Origin of the sequence: Bradyrhizobium sp. SZCCHNRI1009, from assembly GCF_032487575.1 — a bacterium.
Lineage (GTDB): Bacteria > Pseudomonadota > Alphaproteobacteria > Rhizobiales > Xanthobacteraceae > Bradyrhizobium.
On sequence record NZ_JAUEUL010000011.1, the window covers coordinates 15,367 to 31,873 of the forward strand.

At 65.6% G+C, this 16,507-nt stretch carries 15 protein-coding genes; 1 reads left to right on the forward strand and 14 read right to left on the reverse strand.

Annotated features, from left to right (window positions below; translation table 11 throughout):
- Positions 1-201 precede the first annotated feature (201 nt).
- Positions 202-879: a phosphatase PAP2 family protein gene (locus QX010_RS19615; protein ID WP_316181300.1), complete on the forward strand. Its 678-nt coding sequence runs from the start codon at positions 202-204 to the stop codon at positions 877-879.
- Between the two features lie 571 nt (positions 880-1,450).
- On the opposite strand, the gene lpxB is transcribed toward QX010_RS19615, so the two are convergent.
- From lpxB to QX010_RS19685, 14 genes are all read right to left on the reverse strand, one after another.
- Entirely contained in the window at positions 1,451-2,644 is a 1,194-nt protein-coding gene (gene lpxB, locus QX010_RS19620; protein ID WP_316181302.1) for a lipid-A-disaccharide synthase, read from the reverse strand.
- Complete coding sequence (locus tag QX010_RS19625) at positions 2,641-3,495, reverse strand: LpxI family protein (protein ID WP_316181304.1); 855 nt, start codon at positions 3,493-3,495, stop codon at positions 2,641-2,643. The genes lpxB and QX010_RS19625 overlap by 4 nt, the downstream gene beginning before the upstream one ends.
- Positions 3,496-3,499: 4 nt before the next feature.
- The gene (gene lpxA, locus QX010_RS19630; protein ID WP_316181306.1) at positions 3,500-4,309 is read right to left on the reverse strand and encodes an acyl-ACP--UDP-N-acetylglucosamine O-acyltransferase; all 810 of its coding nucleotides are present in this window, start codon (positions 4,307-4,309) and stop codon (positions 3,500-3,502) included.
- Positions 4,310-4,338: 29 nt separating this feature from the next.
- Positions 4,339-4,797 carry a 3-hydroxyacyl-ACP dehydratase FabZ gene (gene fabZ / locus QX010_RS19635; protein ID WP_315799738.1) on the reverse strand — a complete coding sequence of 153 codons (459 nt, stop codon included), beginning with the start codon at positions 4,795-4,797 and terminating at the stop codon, positions 4,339-4,341.
- Complete coding sequence (lpxD, locus tag QX010_RS19640; RefSeq protein WP_316181308.1) at positions 4,797-5,864, reverse strand: UDP-3-O-(3-hydroxymyristoyl)glucosamine N-acyltransferase; 1,068 nt, start codon at positions 5,862-5,864, stop codon at positions 4,797-4,799. Before lpxD ends, fabZ begins: the two co-directional genes overlap by 1 nt.
- 135 nt (positions 5,865-5,999) lie before the next feature.
- The gene (gene bamA / locus QX010_RS19645) at positions 6,000-8,546 is read right to left on the reverse strand and encodes an outer membrane protein assembly factor BamA (RefSeq protein ID WP_316181310.1); all 2,547 of its coding nucleotides are present in this window, start codon (positions 8,544-8,546) and stop codon (positions 6,000-6,002) included.
- Positions 8,547-8,720: 174 nt separating this feature from the next.
- Entirely contained in the window at positions 8,721-9,872 is a 1,152-nt protein-coding gene (gene rseP / locus QX010_RS19650) for an RIP metalloprotease RseP (RefSeq protein WP_315799735.1), read from the reverse strand.
- A gap of 39 nt (positions 9,873-9,911) precedes the next feature.
- On the reverse strand, positions 9,912-11,135 hold the full coding sequence (gene dxr, locus QX010_RS19655; RefSeq protein WP_316181312.1) for a 1-deoxy-D-xylulose-5-phosphate reductoisomerase: 1,224 nt from the start codon (positions 11,133-11,135) through the stop codon (positions 9,912-9,914).
- 41 nt (positions 11,136-11,176) lie between these two features.
- The gene (locus QX010_RS19660) at positions 11,177-12,064 is read right to left on the reverse strand and encodes a phosphatidate cytidylyltransferase (RefSeq protein ID WP_316181313.1); all 888 of its coding nucleotides are present in this window, start codon (positions 12,062-12,064) and stop codon (positions 11,177-11,179) included.
- On the reverse strand, positions 12,061-12,819 hold the full coding sequence (locus tag QX010_RS19665; RefSeq protein ID WP_315799732.1) for an isoprenyl transferase: 759 nt from the start codon (positions 12,817-12,819) through the stop codon (positions 12,061-12,063). Before QX010_RS19665 ends, QX010_RS19660 begins: the two co-directional genes overlap by 4 nt.
- 12 nt (positions 12,820-12,831) lie before the next feature.
- Positions 12,832-13,395, reverse strand: a complete 564-nt coding sequence (gene frr, locus QX010_RS19670) for a ribosome recycling factor (protein ID WP_315799731.1) — start codon at positions 13,393-13,395, stop codon at positions 12,832-12,834.
- Positions 13,396-13,558: 163 nt separating this feature from the next.
- Positions 13,559-14,275: a UMP kinase gene (gene pyrH, locus QX010_RS19675; RefSeq protein ID WP_316181314.1), complete on the reverse strand. Its 717-nt coding sequence runs from the start codon at positions 14,273-14,275 to the stop codon at positions 13,559-13,561.
- Positions 14,276-14,349: 74 nt separating this feature from the next.
- A complete protein-coding gene (gene tsf, locus QX010_RS19680) occupies positions 14,350-15,273 on the reverse strand; it encodes a translation elongation factor Ts (RefSeq protein WP_315711597.1) in 924 nt (307 codons plus the stop codon).
- Positions 15,274-15,401: 128 nt separating this feature from the next.
- Positions 15,402-16,391, reverse strand: coding sequence for a 30S ribosomal protein S2 (locus QX010_RS19685; RefSeq protein ID WP_315799728.1), 990 nt, complete (start codon positions 16,389-16,391; stop codon positions 15,402-15,404).
- Positions 16,392-16,507 lie beyond the last annotated feature (116 nt).

Consider the following 16,507-nt stretch of genomic DNA (forward strand, 5'->3'; position numbering starts at 1 on the left):
GACGGGGGGACGGCGCCACGGCGTAGCCTCTCGACGAGGACCGTCTCGGGCTGATGCTGGAGACATGATCATGTGGGACCGGGCATACGACGACGCCGCGGGCGGCAGGGTTAACCAAAATCGCATGTTCTGCTTGCTGCCGATTGACGCAGTCTGCGAGGGATGGCTGTCCCGCAGTTATATTTAGGCTTGGCTAAGGAGATGACTGGCAATTTGGATCAGGACCTGTTGCTTGGAATAAACGCGCTCGCCGGAACGCATGCCGGTCTCTATGAGCTTGCGACCAATTCCCTGTTCAGAGGAATTCCGATATTCGGCTCGCTTGTCGCGCTGTGGTTCGTGGACGATTGTGCAAAGCGCCGGAGTCGTATGCTGGCAGGACTGTTCGGAGTCTGCTTGGCGACGATGCTGTCTGTCTGGCTCCAGTTTCACGTCTTTGTCCACACGCGTCCTCTCCTGGACCCGGCGCTTCATGTGAACTCCGTCGCCGTACCCTGGAGCTGGGACCGCCAGAGTTCGTTTCCCAGCGACACCGCGACGTTGTTCTTCGGCCTCGCGACGGTGGTGTTCATCGAGAACAGATGGGCTGGATGGCTTTGCTTTCTTTGGGCGACCGTCGTCGTTGCGCTATCCAGGGTCGCCTTTGCGTTTCACTATCCAAGCGACGTGATCGGCTCGCTGGTCCTTGGCGTAGCATTCGTCGTGCTTTTCACCAGGCCTTCATATCCGCGCGTCGTCATCGAACGTATGCTCGTTACGCTCGGCAACCGCATGTATCTGGTGCATGCATTCCTTTTCGTTTTTTTGGCCGAAGCCTCAAATTTGTTTCTGAGCTTGGAACAGCTCGGAAAAGACCTCGTGCGAATGGTGCACTCGTAGAGCTTCGAGCCGCGGAACAAAGGCCTACTGCCGATTGAGCCGCGACAGCCCGTTAAAAGTGTCCAAGGCAACGGACGCGCTCACACGAACGACCAGCTTTCTTGTGGAGAAGTTGAAGTGAGCGACTCGGCGAGCCGCCGCAGGTGGGCAAAGCGGTCGCCGCAAGGCGGCAGCAGGCCCACCGTCGCGCGGCGCGTTCTGTCGGCGAGTCGCTGGACTCATCGCCTATCCGTCGGCGGCACGCCAATCGTCGGTCGCCAACCTTGTGGACGTCGGGCTGCGTCGCTCTGATCCCGCGGCGTAACGCGGCATACCTCGCACGGCTGCGTCGAAGGCCACACGGATGTCAGTTTGGCTGAAATTCCGGTCCCATAGCTCTGTCATCAAGGTGCCGATGATCTCGTTCAGCGGCGCAGGCAAACTGTGAGGGTTTCGCGCAGATAATTCCGCGCATCGCAATGCGAACGTGTACGCGGCATCGGCGCATTGTCCCTCCCAGGGGAGATCGTCTTGGTCGACCATCGTTTTACACCTCTCGCGGCGCTTAGACTGTAGCTCGGACTCGACCTGATTAGTTCCCTGCCCGTCCCCCGCGCATCGTCTCCAGCACGATGTCGGCGGCGCGCATGCTCGGTGACGATGCGCCGGTCGACATGATGGCGTCGAGGCGATTGAACGCCTCGACCTGACGCGCGCGGATCGGGCCGTTGCTCAGCAGATCCGCCAGCACGGGCGCGAGATTGTCGGCGGTGCAGGCTTCCTGCAGGAATTCCGGGATGACGTTGTCGCCGATCACGAGATTGGCGAGGATCACGGATTGGACCTTGATGAGCCGTCGCAGGATGAAGGCTTCGACCTCGCCGACCCGGTAGGCCGTGACCATCGGCACGCCCGAGATCGCGAGCTCAAGCGTCACGGTGCCCGACTTCGCAAGCGCTGCGTGGGCGCTACGGAAGGCGGCGCGCCTCTCCGTCTCGACGGTGACGATCTGCGGCGCGATCTGCCAGTTCGCCACTCCTGCCCTGACCGCGGCTTCGAGATGCGGCGTGGTGGGCACCACGGCCTCGAACGCGATGTCCTGCGCGCGCAGCCGCGCCAGCGTCTCACCGAAGACGGCGATGTGACGCGCGACCTCGCTGCGCCGGCTTCCCGGCAGCACGAGAAGAATCGGGGGTTTGGCGTCACGGCGCTGCTGCTCGGCCGCATTCGGCCGGAGCGTTGCAAGCTGCTCGATCAGGGGATGGCCGACATAGGTGCAGGGCGGGCCGCCGAGTCTGCGGAACGCCTCCGGCTCGAACGGCAACAGACCCAGCACGTGATCGACATAGCCGCGCATCGCCCTGGCACGGCCGGGACGCCAGGCCCACACGGTCGGCGCCACGTAGTTCACGATCGGAATCGCGGCATCGCGGGCATGAACCTTCTTCGCCACCCGCTGGGTGAAATCCGGGCTGTCGATGATGACGAGCACGTCGGGCTGAGCTGCAACGATCGCGTCCACCGTGCCGCGGATCAGGCGCAGGATCTTCGGCAGCTGCTTCAGCACCGCCGCGAAACCGACGATCGAGAGCTCCTCGATCGGAAACAGCGAGGCGAGCCCCTCGCGTGTCATGCCGCGACCGCCGACGCCGGAGAACTCGACGCCGTCGCCGAGCCGCTGGCGCAGCACCTTCATCAGGCTGGCGCCGAGGCGATCACCGGACTCTTCGGTCGCGACCAGGCAGATCCTGCGCATCGCCGGGCCTGCCGGAGGCCGGAACGTCACGCCGTGACACCCGTGATGAACACGCCTGCCCGGTCGGCGGCAGCCACCGTCTCCTGGGGATCGGCGAGCAGGGTATAGGCGGCAGCCACGGCGACTCCGGCGAGACCCGCGGCTGAAAGCCCCTCGACGGTGCGCGGCCCGATGGTCGGCAGATCGTAGCGGAGATCCTGGCCGGCCTTGGGCGCCTTCACCAGCACGCCGCGCCCGGCGGCGGCGCGAATGCGGCGATCGGCGCGCAGACGTGCCACGCGGGCCAGCAGCCCGTCGGTGCCCTCGATATCCTCGAGCGCAACGACGTGGCCGTCGATCACGACCACCGCCTGCCCGACATCGAACGGCGCCATGGCGCGGAGCACGGACATTCCTTTAGCGATGTCTCCGGTCACCAGATCGGTGGGCCCGCTCCGGGTCAGCCGCCCTTCGGGCACGAGCAGATTGGGGGCGACGTCCTTGACGCCGATCATGTGAAAGCCGTGGCGCTCGAAGATGCGGCCGACGCCGGACAGCAGATGATCGTCACCGCCGCGAAAGGCCGACCAGATGTAGGGCAGCTCGCGCAGCGTGCCCCAGTCGAAGCGGATCTCCGACACGGCCGGACGAACGAGATTGCCGATGAACATGAGATCGCGGACGCCCTCGGCCTTCAGCAGCTTCAGGGCATTGCCGAGCTGCCCGAGGCCGATCCAGTGATGCCGGAAGCGCGCCAGCGGCTTTGGATCGCAGATGCCCTTCAGGGCGAACAGCACCGGCGTCTGGCCGCGCGCGACGATGGCGTCGGCGACCGCGAAAGGCAGCACCCCGCCCGCGGCGATCATGCCGATCGGCGGAGAGGTGTCGGCGGCGGGCGCCATGGCGCTACGGCTCGATGGCCGGCCTGCCGATCTCGGGCAGGCACAAGGCGCGATGTCGGCCGCCATCGATGAAGGCGAGGATCTCGGCGATGGCGGGATCCTCGCCGGCCATTGGCCGCACGGCCGCCAGCCGCTCGGCGAACACGCCGGGGCCGTGGAACAGTTTCTGATAGAACGCCCGCACCGTGGCGAGGCGCTCACGGGTGAACTTGCGGCGCTTCATGCCAATGACGTTGAGACCTTCGAGCGCGGCATACTGGCCGTTGGCGAGGCCATACGGAATGATATCGCCGCGTACGCCGCAGACGCCGCCGACCATCACGCCGTGGCCGATGCGGGTGAACTGATGCACCGCGGACAGGCCGCCGATGTAGACGGCATCACCGACCTCGACATGGCCGCCAAGTGTGGCCGAGGTTGCGAAGATGACGTTGTCGCCGACCACGCAATCGTGGGCGACATGGGCGTTGTTCATGAAGAAGCCGGCATTGCCGACCTTGGTGAGACCGCCGCCCTTGGTGGTGCCGATGTTCATCGTCACGCCTTCGCGGAAGGTGCAGCCGGAGCCGATCTCGAGCCGATGCGGCTCGCCGCGATAGCTGAGATCCTGCGGCGCGCCGCCGAGCACGACGAAGGGCGAGATCACGTTGTCATCGCCGAGCGTGGTGTGGCCCATGATCTGGACGTGGCTGATCAGCTTGCAGTTGGCCCCGATCACGACGTTGGGGCCGACGATGCAGTAAGGACCGATCACGGTCCCCTCACCGATGACGGCGCCATCCTCGACGCGTGCGGTGGGATCAATCTTGCTCATTTCGACGCAATCAACTTTCTACCAGTCCGTCAGTCGGTCAGCATCGCGCCGACATCGGCCTCGGCGACGACGACGCCGTCGACCTTGGCATCGCCGTGGAACCACCACATCGTCTTGCGCCGGCCAATCGAGCGCATGTGGTACTCGATGGTCTGGCCGGGCAGCACGGGCTTCCGGAACTTGCACTTGTCGATGGTGAGGAAATACACCGCGCGCGGCTTTTCCGTGCCCTCGACCGACTTGATGCCGATCACGCCCGCCGTCTGCGCCATGCCCTCGATCATCAACACGCCCGGATAGACCGGCCGTTCCGGAAAATGGCCCTGGAAGCACGGCTCGTTGAACGAGACGTTCTTGACGCCGATGCCGCTGTAGTCGGCCCGGATGTTCTTCACGCGGTCGATCAGGAGAAACGGGTTACGGTGCGGCAGCGTCTTCAGAATCTCGTTGATGTCGATGTCCGCAAACCTGATGGGTGACTCGTCCATCACTCCCGCCCCTCGTCCCTGTTCGCCGCCGTCTGATCGCGCACCAGCCGTTCCACGGCGACGATCTCGCGGAACCACTGCTTGGTCGGCTTGGCGAAGAAGCCGCCCCACCGGCCGTTCGGCGGAATGTCGTCCTTGACGCCGCTCATCGCGGTCACTTGGGCACCATCGCCGATCGTCAGGTGATTGTTGATACCGACTTTCGCTCCAAGCGCGACGTTGTCGCCGATCGTGAGGCTGCCTGCCAGCCCGATCTGGGCCGCCAGCAGGCAATGCCGCCCGATTGTGACATTGTGGCCAATCTGCACCTGGTTGTCGATCTTGGTGCCCTCGCCGATGACCGTGTCGCGCAGGCTGCCACGATCGATCGTCGTACCGGCGCCGACCTCGACGTGGTTCTGGATCAGCACCCGCCCGGTCTGCGGCACCTTGGTGTGCCCATCCGCGCCGAAGAAGATGAAGCCGTAGCCGTCCTGGCCGATGCTGCAGCCGGGATGGATCAGGACGTCATTGCCGATCAGCGCGCACTGAATGACGGTGCGGGCGCCGACATTGCAGTCGCGACCGATCTTGACGTGGGGGCCGATCACCGCACCCGCACCAACGATCGTCCCCGAGCCGATCTCGACATGGGCGCCGATCACCGCCAGCGGCTCGACCGTGACGCCGTCCTCCAGCCGCGCAGTGGGATCGATGATGGCTTGGGGCGAAATTCCGTCGTCGCCGAACCAGGGTTGCGGCCGGAGTGCGTCGGCATGGAACTCACGCGCAAGCTGCACGAAGGCGCGGAACGGCTGATTGGCCCTGACCACCGCGACATGGGACGGCACGCGCGCCTCGAATCGCGGACTGACCAGGCAGGCGCCCGCCTTGGTCCCGGCGAGCTGGTCGGCGTATTTGAGGTTGTCGAAGAACGCCAGATGCATCGGGCCGGCCTCGTCGAGCGACGCCAGTCCCTTGATCACCTGCTCGCCGCGGGATGGGTCGACCAGGGTGGCCTTGGCGGCGGCTGCGATCGCCGCCAGCGTCGTGGGCGGCGGCGATTGGAAGAAGGTCGGCTGGGCCATTCCGTCGTACTCTCGAGACAAGTCGTACTCTCAGGACAAAAAGTCAGAGCCCGGCTCCGGTGTCCCGGAACCGAGCTCCCATCTCTTACACCGGCGGGGTTGGTCGATGCCAACCCGGATTCGATCGGCCCAGGCTCAGAACGAGGTACCGCCGCCGAACCGGAATTCCTGCGTCCGGTCGAACTGGCCCTTGGTGAGCGGGATCGCGTAGTCGAAGCGCAGCGGACCGAACGGCGATGCCCACACCAGACCCACACCGACCGACGTCCGGACCGTATTCTGGTCGCTGAACTGCAGGCCCAGGCAGGTGCCGGCGTTGTTCGGATTGCGCGACGGCGGGGTGCAAGGGGCTCGATTGACTTCGTTTGTCAAATCCCAACCCGTCGGACCCTGATAACCCGACAGACCGCCTGCATCAGCGTAGATCGCGCCCTTCAGACCCGTCTCCTTAGGCAGGAACCAGAACGGCATCTGCAATTCGAGCGAAGCGCCCCAGTACTTGGTGCCGCCCAGCGCATCCTGCGTGCCGAAGGGATTGATGTCACGCGGACCAATGCCGTTCGGGGCGAAACCACGAACCAGGTTCGGACCCATCTGGAAGTGATCGAGCATGCGCAACTGCGTGTTGCCGATCTTGTTCAGGATGCCGCCCTGGAGGTGGACGATGCTGACGATGTCCGACACCAGCGGGGTGAAGTACTTCGCATCGAAGGCGGTCTTCAGGTACGACACGTCGCCGCCAACACCCGCAAAGTCCTGCTTGAAGTCGACCAAGAGGCCGTCGGTCGGGTTCTTGGTGTTGTCGAGCGTGTTGTAGTTCAGCGTATAGCCGAGCGCCGAGGTCAGCGTCGCGCCCTTCGCCAGCTCCTGGCGGACCGGCAGCGAGGCCTCGCCATCAGAGAAGCACCCGAGGCCACCGGTCGCCGCACCGATCGCCGCAGCCTGCGCGTTGCCGGGATTGGCGTTGATGAACGCCGGTGTCGGATTGAAGGGCAGCGGGCTGCCGCCACCGCCGTTGTTACAGTTCGAGAGCGTCGCCGGCAGCGAGATCTCCTGGCGGTAGATCGAGTAGCGCAGCTGCAGCGACAGGTCTTCACGCAGCTGGAAGCCGAGGCGCGGGCTGAAGCCGAGCGTCTTGGTGCCGTAGGAGATGAAGTTGTTGGCGAGCTGCTGGCGCTGATACAGGTCGAGGCCCAGCGCAACCCGGTAGTCGAGCAGATACGGCTCGACGAAGGACAGCGAGTAACCGCGGGCGAACTGGCCGTAGGTCACAGACGCCTTGGCGAACAGGCCGCGGCCGAGGAAGTTGCGCTCGGAGATCGAGACCTCGGCCAGCGCGCCGTCCGTGGTCGAATAGCCGCCGGAGATCGAGAAGTCGCCGGTCGACTTCTCCTCGAGGTTGACGTTCAGGACCACGCGGTCGCTCGACGAGCCAGGCTCGGTGACGATCTTCACGTCCTTGAAGAAGTCGAGGTTCTTCAGGCGGCGCTCGGCGCGGTCCACCAGGGCGCGGTTGTAGGCGTCGCCCTCGGAGATGTCGAACTCGCGGCGAATGACGTAGTCGCGGGTGCGGGTGTTGCCGCGAATGTTGATGCGCTCGATATAGGTGCGCGGGCCCTCGTCGATGGCGAACACGACCGACACGGTGTGGGCCTCGAAGTTGCGATCACCGCGCGGGCGGACCACCGCGAACGCGTAGCCGCGCCGCGAGGCCTCGATCTGCATCTCCTCGACCGATTTCTCGATGTTCTCGACATTATAGAGCGAGCCGACGCTGACGCGCGAATAGCCGCGCAGCGTGTTGCCGTCGAGCGTCGCGATCGACGACTGGAAGTCGACCGAACCGACCCGGTACTGCTGGCCTTCCTCGATCTTGAAGGTCACAAGGAAGCCCTTGCGCTCCGGATCGTACTCGCTGAGCGCGGCCACGACCTGCACGTCGGCATAACCGTTCTTCAGGTAGAAGCGGCGAATCAGGTCGCGATCGGCCTCGACACGGTCCGGATCGTAGACGTCGCCCGAGCCGAGGAAGCTCAGGAGGTTGGTCTCGCGGGTCTTGATGACGTCCTTGAGGCGATAGGACGAAAAGGCGTTGTTGCCGACGAACTCGATCGACTTCACGCCGGTCTTGGCGCCTTCCTCGATCGTGAAGATCAGGTCGACGCGGTTGTTCGGCTGCTCGATCATCTCCGGCGTGACGCGCACGTCGTAACGGCCCGAACGGCGGTAGATCTCCGCAATGCGCTGGGCGTCGGACTGCACCATCGGGCGCGAGAGCGTGCCGCGCGGCTTCGACTGCACTTCCGCCTGGAGCTGCTCGTCCTTGACCTTCTTGTTGCCCTCGAACGCGACGCGGCCGATCACCGGATTCTCGACGACGGTCACGATCAGCCGCCCACCCTGGCGGTTGATCTTCACGTCCGAGAACAGGCCGGTCTCGATCAGCGCCTTGAGGCCGTCATCGACCCGGCCGGCGTCGAGCGTCCCGCCGGGGCCCGGCTTGAAGTACGAGCGGATGGTCTCCAGCTCGACACGGCGGTTGCCGACCACTTCGATCGAGTTGACCGTCTGCGCCGCAGCTGGCGACGAAAGAACCACGCTCGCCAGCGGCAAAGCCACCGGTCCGGCGAACATGATAAAGGCGGCCGCCAAGCCCCCCCGCACCCGCAATCCGAACTTCATGCGCTACGCGCCCTTATATTCCGTTGCCGGTTCCGTACCCCTACGAACCCGACAGATTCCCATTTGTCGTTCGCTTGTAGCCAATTTGGACCCGACGGCAAACGCCGGATCTCTCTGAATTTTCAAATTCGTTTCAAAACGTTGCCTAACGGCCACGTCGTAAAAAAGCCGCGCTCAGGACCCGGCGAGGTGAAGGATATCGTTATAGGTTGCAAAGACCATGAGCATGAGGACCAGCCCGAGGCCGATTCGGAACCCCATCTCCTGCGCCCGCTCCGACAGCGGTCGGCCGCGGACGGCCTCGACCCCGTAGAACAACAGGTGTCCGCCATCGAGCAGCGGAACCGGGAACAGGTTCAGCAGGCCGATCGAGACCGACAGCGTCGCGCACAGTTGCACAACGAACTGGAAGCCGAGGCTGGCCGCCTGTCCCGAGAGTTGAGCGATTCGGATCGGACCGCCGACGTCGCCGGCACTCCCGGCGCCCGCGAACAGCGAGGCGATGAACTTGAAGGTCGTGGAGATGATGAACCAGACCTGCTCGAAGCCGATCTTGATCGATTCGAGGAACCCGACCGGGATCGACCGCGATTCGTCCGGCTTGGCGTTGTACTGGATGCCGAGCACGCCGATCCGGTGGCTGTTGCCGAACAGGTCCTTGACCTCCTTGAGCGCCGGCGTCGCCTTGAGGGTGAGTTCCGTGCCGTCCCGCTTGACCAGGAAGGACAATTCCGTGCCGGCGCTGACCGAGACGACGCGCTGCATGTCGGCGAAGGTCTCGATCGACCGGCCGTCGATGGCGGCAATGACGTCACCGTCCTTGAAGCCGGCGGCGGCCGCGACGCTGTCCGGCTGCACCGCATCGACCCGCGGGGTCGTGTTCGGCTTGCCGAAATACAGCGCCATGCCGGCGAAGATGATGACCGCCAGGATGAAGTTGGCGATCGGGCCGGCCGCGACGATCGCGGCGCGCTGGCCGACGGTCTTGTGGTGGAAGCTGTCGGCGCGCTCCTCGGCCGTCATCTTCGCAAGCGCCTCGGCCGACGGCGTCGAGGCCTCGGATTCGTCGCCGAAGAACTTCACGTAGCCGCCGAGCGGGATCGCCGAGATCTTCCAGCGGGTGTTGTGGCGGTCGTTGAAACCGATCAGTTCTGGGCCAAATCCGAGCGAAAACGTCAACACCTTCACGCCGGCCCAGCGTGCGATCAGGAAATGGCCGAGCTCGTGGAAAAACACCACGATCGTCAGCACGAACAGGAACGGGACGATGTAGCCGAGAAGGCCGTGGCTCAAGGTATTGAAGATATGGTGGAAAAATTCGGACATCGATGACCTTCCCGACGGGCCAGAGGCCCATCCAACCCGTTAAGATGCTTTTGCGGCGATTTGAGGCAAGAGGCCGGCGGCCCTTTTTCGCGCATCATGGTCAATGGCGATGGCGTCGTCCGCGGACGTCAGAGGTGCCAAATTACCTGAACGCGTCCAGCTCTCGAGGGTCGCCTCGACCAGGCGGGCGATCGCACCAAAGCGGATGTGGCCGCCGATGAAGGCCGCGACGGCGACCTCGTTGGCGGCATTGAACACCGTCGTCGCGCCGCGCCCGGTGCGCAGCGAATCGTAGGCCAGCCGCAGCCCGGGGAACCGCTCGAAGTCCGGCGCCTCGAAGGTCAGCGTGCCGATCTTGGCAAGATCGAGCCGGGCCGACGGGCCCTTGATGCGCTCCGGCCAGCCGAGGCAATGGGCGATCGGGATTCGCATGTCGGGCGCGCCGAGCTGCGCCACCACTGACCGGTCCGAGAACTCGACCATGCCGTGGACGATCGACTGTGGATGCACCAGCACGTCGATCTCGTCTGGCGCCAGCGCGAACAGGTAGGACGCCTCGATCACCTCGAGGCCCTTGTTCATCATCGAGGCCGAATCGATCGTGATCTTCTGGCCCATGCTCCAGTTCGGATGCTTCAGCGCCTGGGCCAGGGTCGCCTGCTCGATATCGGCCGGCGCCCAGGTGCGGAACGGGCCGCCGGAGGCGGTGATGATCACCCGCACCAGCTCCTCGCGATTGCCCGAGGACAGCGCCTGGAACAGCGCGTTGTGCTCCGAATCGGCAGGCAGGATGCAAGCGCCGGCCCGGGCGGCCCGCTCCATGAAGAAATCGCCGGCACAGACCAGGCATTCCTTGTTGGCGAGCGCCACGGTCGCGCCGCGGTCCACTGCGGCGAGCGCCGGCTTGAGGCCAGCGGCGCCGGAGACGGCGGCCATGACCCAGTCGGCGGGACGGGCTGCCGCCTCGATGATGGCGCTCTCCCCTGCCCCGCATTCGATCCCGGTGCCGGCCAGCGCATCGCGCAGCTCGTCGAGGCCGGCCGGATCGGCCACCGCCACGAAGCGCGGGTTGAACTCTCGGGCCAGCTTCACCAGGCCCTGGACGTTGCTGTTGCCGGTCAGCGCCTCGACGCGGTAGCGCTCCGGCGCGCCGCGCACGAGGTCCATGGTCGAATCGCCGATCGAGCCGGTGGCGCCGAGCACGGTGACGCTGCGCATCTCCGCGACACCGGCCTTGTTGTTCCGCAATGGCACTGCGCTCATGTTCTCACCAAACATTATCGACCGCTCGGCTGCGCCGGCGGTCACCAAACCAGAAGACCGCGGCCGACCCCGTCGAGGCCGCCGCGCAGCAAGCCGAGCAATGCGGCGACGACGATCGCCGCGACATAGCCGTCCAGGCGATCCAACAGGCCGCCATGGCCGGGAATGATGTGACCGGAGTCCTTGACCCCGAAGTGCCGCTTCACCGCAGATTCGGCGAGGTCGCCGAGTTGCGAGACCACCGACAGCGCCGCGGCCAGCACGAGCGTCGTCACCAGTCCGCCGGCGCCGGCCATCGACCAGGCGGCCGCGGCGACGAGGCTGGCGACGAAGCCGCCGACTGCGCCGGCCCAGGTCTTGTTCGGGCTGATCCGCGGCGCGAGCTTCGGGCCGCCGATGCTGCGGCCGGCAACATAGCCACCGATGTCGCTGGCCCAGACCACCAGAAACACCAGCACCAGCGCGTGCCATCCCTCGGCGGCATCGAAGCGCACCAACACCGAGCCGAGCTCGGCGGCCGACGCATAGGCGAAGCCGGCGGCCACCCAGGTGCGACGTCCCGCAGCAAGCGCCGTAGCGGCGACCAGGCCGAGCCCGAGCACGACGACGGCGAAGTCGAGCAGGCCATAGGCGCAGCAGACGCCGGCAATGCCGATGGCCAGGGCTCCGGCCGTGCCGACGCTGGCGGTGCGGACCTCGCCTACCACCATCAACCATTCGAGATACAGGCCGACCGCGACCACCGTGACCAGAGCGGTCCAGAACATGCCGCCGGCATAGGCGGCGCCGAGCGCCAGCGGCACCAGCACGAGTGCAGCCACAACCCGCATCACCAGATTGCTGGTTGCGGCCTTTTTCGGCTGACCGGCATCATTGCGCTGCGCGGCGTTGGCGGCGTCTCCCACGGCTGCGGTATCCGGTTTGGTCACGAGGCGGTTTTCGCCGCGAGGCCGCCGAAGCGGCGTTCACGCCGGCCGAACTCGGCGATCGCACCCTCAAGCGCCGCCTTATCGAAGTCGGGCCAATGGATCGGTACGAACACCAGCTCGCTATAGGCGGCCTGCCACATCAGGAAGTTGGACAGCCGCTGCTCGCCGCTGGTGCGGATGATGAGGTCGGGATCGGGAATGTCGGGCGCATCGAGATGGGCGCCAATGGCATCGGCATCGATCGACGCCGGATCGCGCCGACCCTCGGCGACCTCGCGCGCCAGCCGCTGCGCCGCGCGCGCGATCTCCTGGCGCGAGCCGTAGTTGAAGGCAACCACCAGCGTCAGCTTGGTGTTGCCCCGGGTGAGATCCTCGGCTTCGCTGAGAAGCGCGCAGATGTCGGGCTCGAGCCCGTCGCGCTCGCCGATCACCCTGACACGCACGCCGTCGCGATGCAGGGTCGCGAGATCGTTGCGGATGAAGCGGCGCAACAGGCCGAACAGGTCGCCGATCTCGCTGGCCGGACGCGACCAGTTCTCGGACGAGAACGAGAAGATGGTGAGATAGCGGATGCCGAGCTCATGCGAGGCACGCACCACGCGGCGCAACGCCTCGACGCCGCGGCGATGCCCTTCCGCGCGCGGCAGCCCGCGGGCCGCAGCCCAGCGGCCATTGCCATCCATGATGATGGCAACATGGGCCGGTGCGTCGGACCGGTCCGGCGCCTCCGTCACCGGGGCCGCGGCTTTCGACATCAAGCGCATCCTTCAGACGGTGAGGATTTCCTTTTCCTTCGCCGCCAGCAACTGGTCGATCTCGGAGATCACGCTGTCGGTCGCCTTCTGCACGTCGCCGGCGAAGCGCTCCTGATCGTCCTCGGACATCTCGTGATTCTTCTCGAGCTTCTTCAGCGTATCGAGACCGTCGCGGCGCACGTGACGCACGGCGACACGGGCAGCTTCCGCATATTTGTGCGCGACCTTGACCAGCTCCTTGCGCCGCTCCTGGTTGAGCTCGGGAATGCGCAGCCGGATCACCTGGCCTTCGGTCGCGGGCGACAGGCCGAGGTTGGAATCGACGATCGCCTTCTCGACGGCCTTGACCATGGAGCGGTCCCAGACCTGCACCGAGAGCAGCCGCGGCTCGGGCACGGAGACGGTCGCGAGCTGGTTGAGCGGCATGTGCGAGCCGTAGGCCTCGACCTGGACTGGCTCCACCATCGATGCCGAGGCGCGGCCGGTGCGCAGGCCGCCGAGCTCGTGCTTCAGCGCCTGGGTCGCGCCCTGCATGCGGCGCTTCAGTTCGTTGAGGTCGAAATTGCCCGTGCTCATCACGCTTTCCTTTCTGCAATCCGGGGGGCCTGCGGCCGGCTCTGCCGGGCCTCGAAAGGCCTGCGGTCGGACTTGGGCGACTCCCGGACGAATTCCTGTCTCGCTTACGCTTCTACCGCAGGCTCGAAGCCGGTCCAACACCGGCCACCAGCGGCGCCGCGGCTCACCCCGCGACGATGGTACCGCGCCCTTCGCCCCGCAACATCGCGCCGATCGAGCCCGGTTCGGCAATGGAGAACACAATGATAGGCAGTGATGTTTCCCGGGCAAGGGCGAATGCGGTCGCGTCCATGACCTTGTAGCCGCCTTCGATGGCCTGCGAATGCGTCAGCCGGTCGAAGCGCTTGGCGGCCGGATCCTTCTTGGGATCGGCGCTGTAGACCCCGTCGACGTTCGTAGCCTTCAGCACGGCCTGGGCGCCGATCTCGGCGGCCCGCAAGACCGCCGTGGTGTCAGTCGTGAAATAGGGATTGCCGGTGCCGCCCCCGAGCACGACGATACGTCCCTCGGCCAGCGACTTGTGCGCCGCAGCGCGCGTGAACAGCTCGCACACTTCCGGCATGACGAACGCCGAGAGCGCCTGCGCCGGGGTGCCCTTGCGCTGGATGGCGGCTTCCAGCGCCAGGCAGTTCATGACGGTGGCGAGCATGCCCATGGTGTCGCCGGTCGGACGCGACACGCCCTGCGACGAGACCTCGACGCCGCGCACCATGTTGCCGCCGCCGACCACGACGGCGATCTCGATGCCGAGCTTCTGCGCTGCGATGAGGTCGTCGGCGATCCGATCGACGGTCGGCTGGTCGATGCCGAAGGAATGAGGGCCCGCGAGATACTCGCCGGACAGCTTGACCACGACGCGACGATAGACCGGCTCAGCCATGTGCCAATGCTCTCCTATCCCGCGCGTTGATATCCGGCGCGAACGCCGCGCCGGATCGTGACTGTGCCCAGTCGTTACTTCTTGCCGCTCGCAGCGGCGACTTCGGCCGCGAAGTCGGTCTCTTCCTTCTCGATGCCCTCACCGAGGGCATAGCGGACGAAACCGGCGACCTTGATCGGACCGCCGACCTTGCCTTCGGCTTCCTTCAGCGCCTGCGCGACCGACTTGCCGCTGTCGTGGATGAAGGCCTGCTCGAGCAGGGTGACTTCCTTGTAGTAGGTCTTCAGGCCGGACTCGACGATCTTCTCGATCACGTTCTCCGGCTTGCCCTGCTGACGATACTTGTCGGCGAGCACGTCCTTCTCGCGCTTGACGAGCTCCGGATCGAGACCCGCCGCGTCGATCGCCTGGGGGTTGGCGGCTGCGACATGCATCGCGAGCTGACGGCCGAGCACGGCGAGCTCGTCGGTCTTGCCAGGCGATTCCAGCGCGACGATCACGCCGAGCTTGCCGGCGCCCTCGATGACGGCACCATGGACGTAGCTCGACACGACGCCCTGGCTCACTTCGAGCGAAGCCGCACGTCGCAAGGTCTGGTTCTCACCGATGGTGGCGATCGAATCGGCAATCGCGGCCTCGACCGTGATGCTGCCCACCTTGGCGGCCTTGATCTTCTCCACGTCGGCGCCGACGTCGAGCGCGACCTGGGCGATCATCTTGACCAGGCCCTGGAAGTGCTCGTTGCGCGCGACGAAGTCGGTCTCGGAGTTGACCTCCACGACCACGCCCTTCTTGCCCGAGGTCAGCGCGCCGATCAGGCCTTCAGCCGCAACGCGGCCGGCCTTCTTGGCGGCCTTCGACAGGCCCTTCTTGCGCAGCCAATCCTGCGCGGCCTGCATGTCGCCGCCGTTCTCGGTGAGCGCGGCCTTGCAGTCCATCATGCCCGCGCCGGTCGACTCGCGCAGGTCCTTCACCATCGCTGCGGTGATATTCGCCATTGTTGAACGTCCTTTTGCCTGTCCAAAGCGCGACGCAGCGGATGGCTCGCCGCCGCCCGCTGCCAGGAAAACCTATCTCAGTCGCGATGGCCGGCGTGCGACGCCGGCCAGAATGGTGTTGTGTCGTCTTACGCGTCGGCGAGCGACTTGGCCTGCGCGACCCAGGCATCGGCCCGGCTCGGGAGACCGACCTCTTCGCCGATCTGGTGCGCGGTGTCGTGGTTGAGCTCGGCGAGCTGCCAGTAGTGGAAGATGCCGAGGTCGTTGAGCTTCTTCTCGATCGCACCGGACACGCCGGTGAGCTTCTTGAGATCGTCGGCCGTGCCGCGCGGACCAGGCAACCCCTGGAACGTCGAAGCGGACGCAGCCGGAAGATCCTCCTCGAGCGGAGCCGCCGAGGCGCCGACATCGATCCCGAGCTCGCCCTGCGCGCGCGAGATGCCGTCAATGGCGGCGCGCGCGATCAGGTCGCAGTACAGCGAAATGGCGCGGCCGGCGTCGTCATTGCCGGGCACGACATAGGTGATGCCCTTCGGGTCGCAATTGGTGTCGACGATCGCGGCCACCGGGATCTTGAGGCGCTGGGCCTCCTGGATCGCGATGTCTTCCTTGTTGGTGTCGATCACGAAGATCATGTCGGGCAGACCGCCCATGTCCTTGATGCCGCCGAGCGAGCGGTCGAGCTTGTCGCGCTCGCGCTGCAGGGTCAGGCGCTCCTTCTTGGTGTAGGAGTTGGCTTCGCCCGAGGACAGCACCTCGTCGAGATGGCGCAGGCGCTTGATCGAGGCCGAGATCGTCTTCCAGTTGGTCAGCGTGCCGCCGAGCCAGCGCGAATTGACGAAGTACTGGGCGCAGCGCTTGGCTGCGTCGGCCACGTTGTCCTGTGCCTGACGCTTGGTGCCGACGAACAGGATGCGGCCGCCCTTGGCGACGGTGTCGCTGACGGCCTGCAGCGCCGTGTGCAGCATCGGCACGGTCTGGGCGAGGTCGATGATGTGGATGTTGTTGCGGGCTCCGAAAATGAAATCGGCCATTTTCGGATTCCAGCGGTGAGACTGGTGACCAAAGTGAACGCCAGCTTCGAGCAGCTGGCGCATCGTGAATTCAGGCAGCGCCATTGGATATTCTCCGGTTGATTCCTCCGGAAACGCGTGAGCAAAAACGGGCCGTCAAGGCCCGGCTTGCCACCGGACGCCCTCTAGGAGAGCCAAGTTTCCGTGTGAGATGGCGCGCT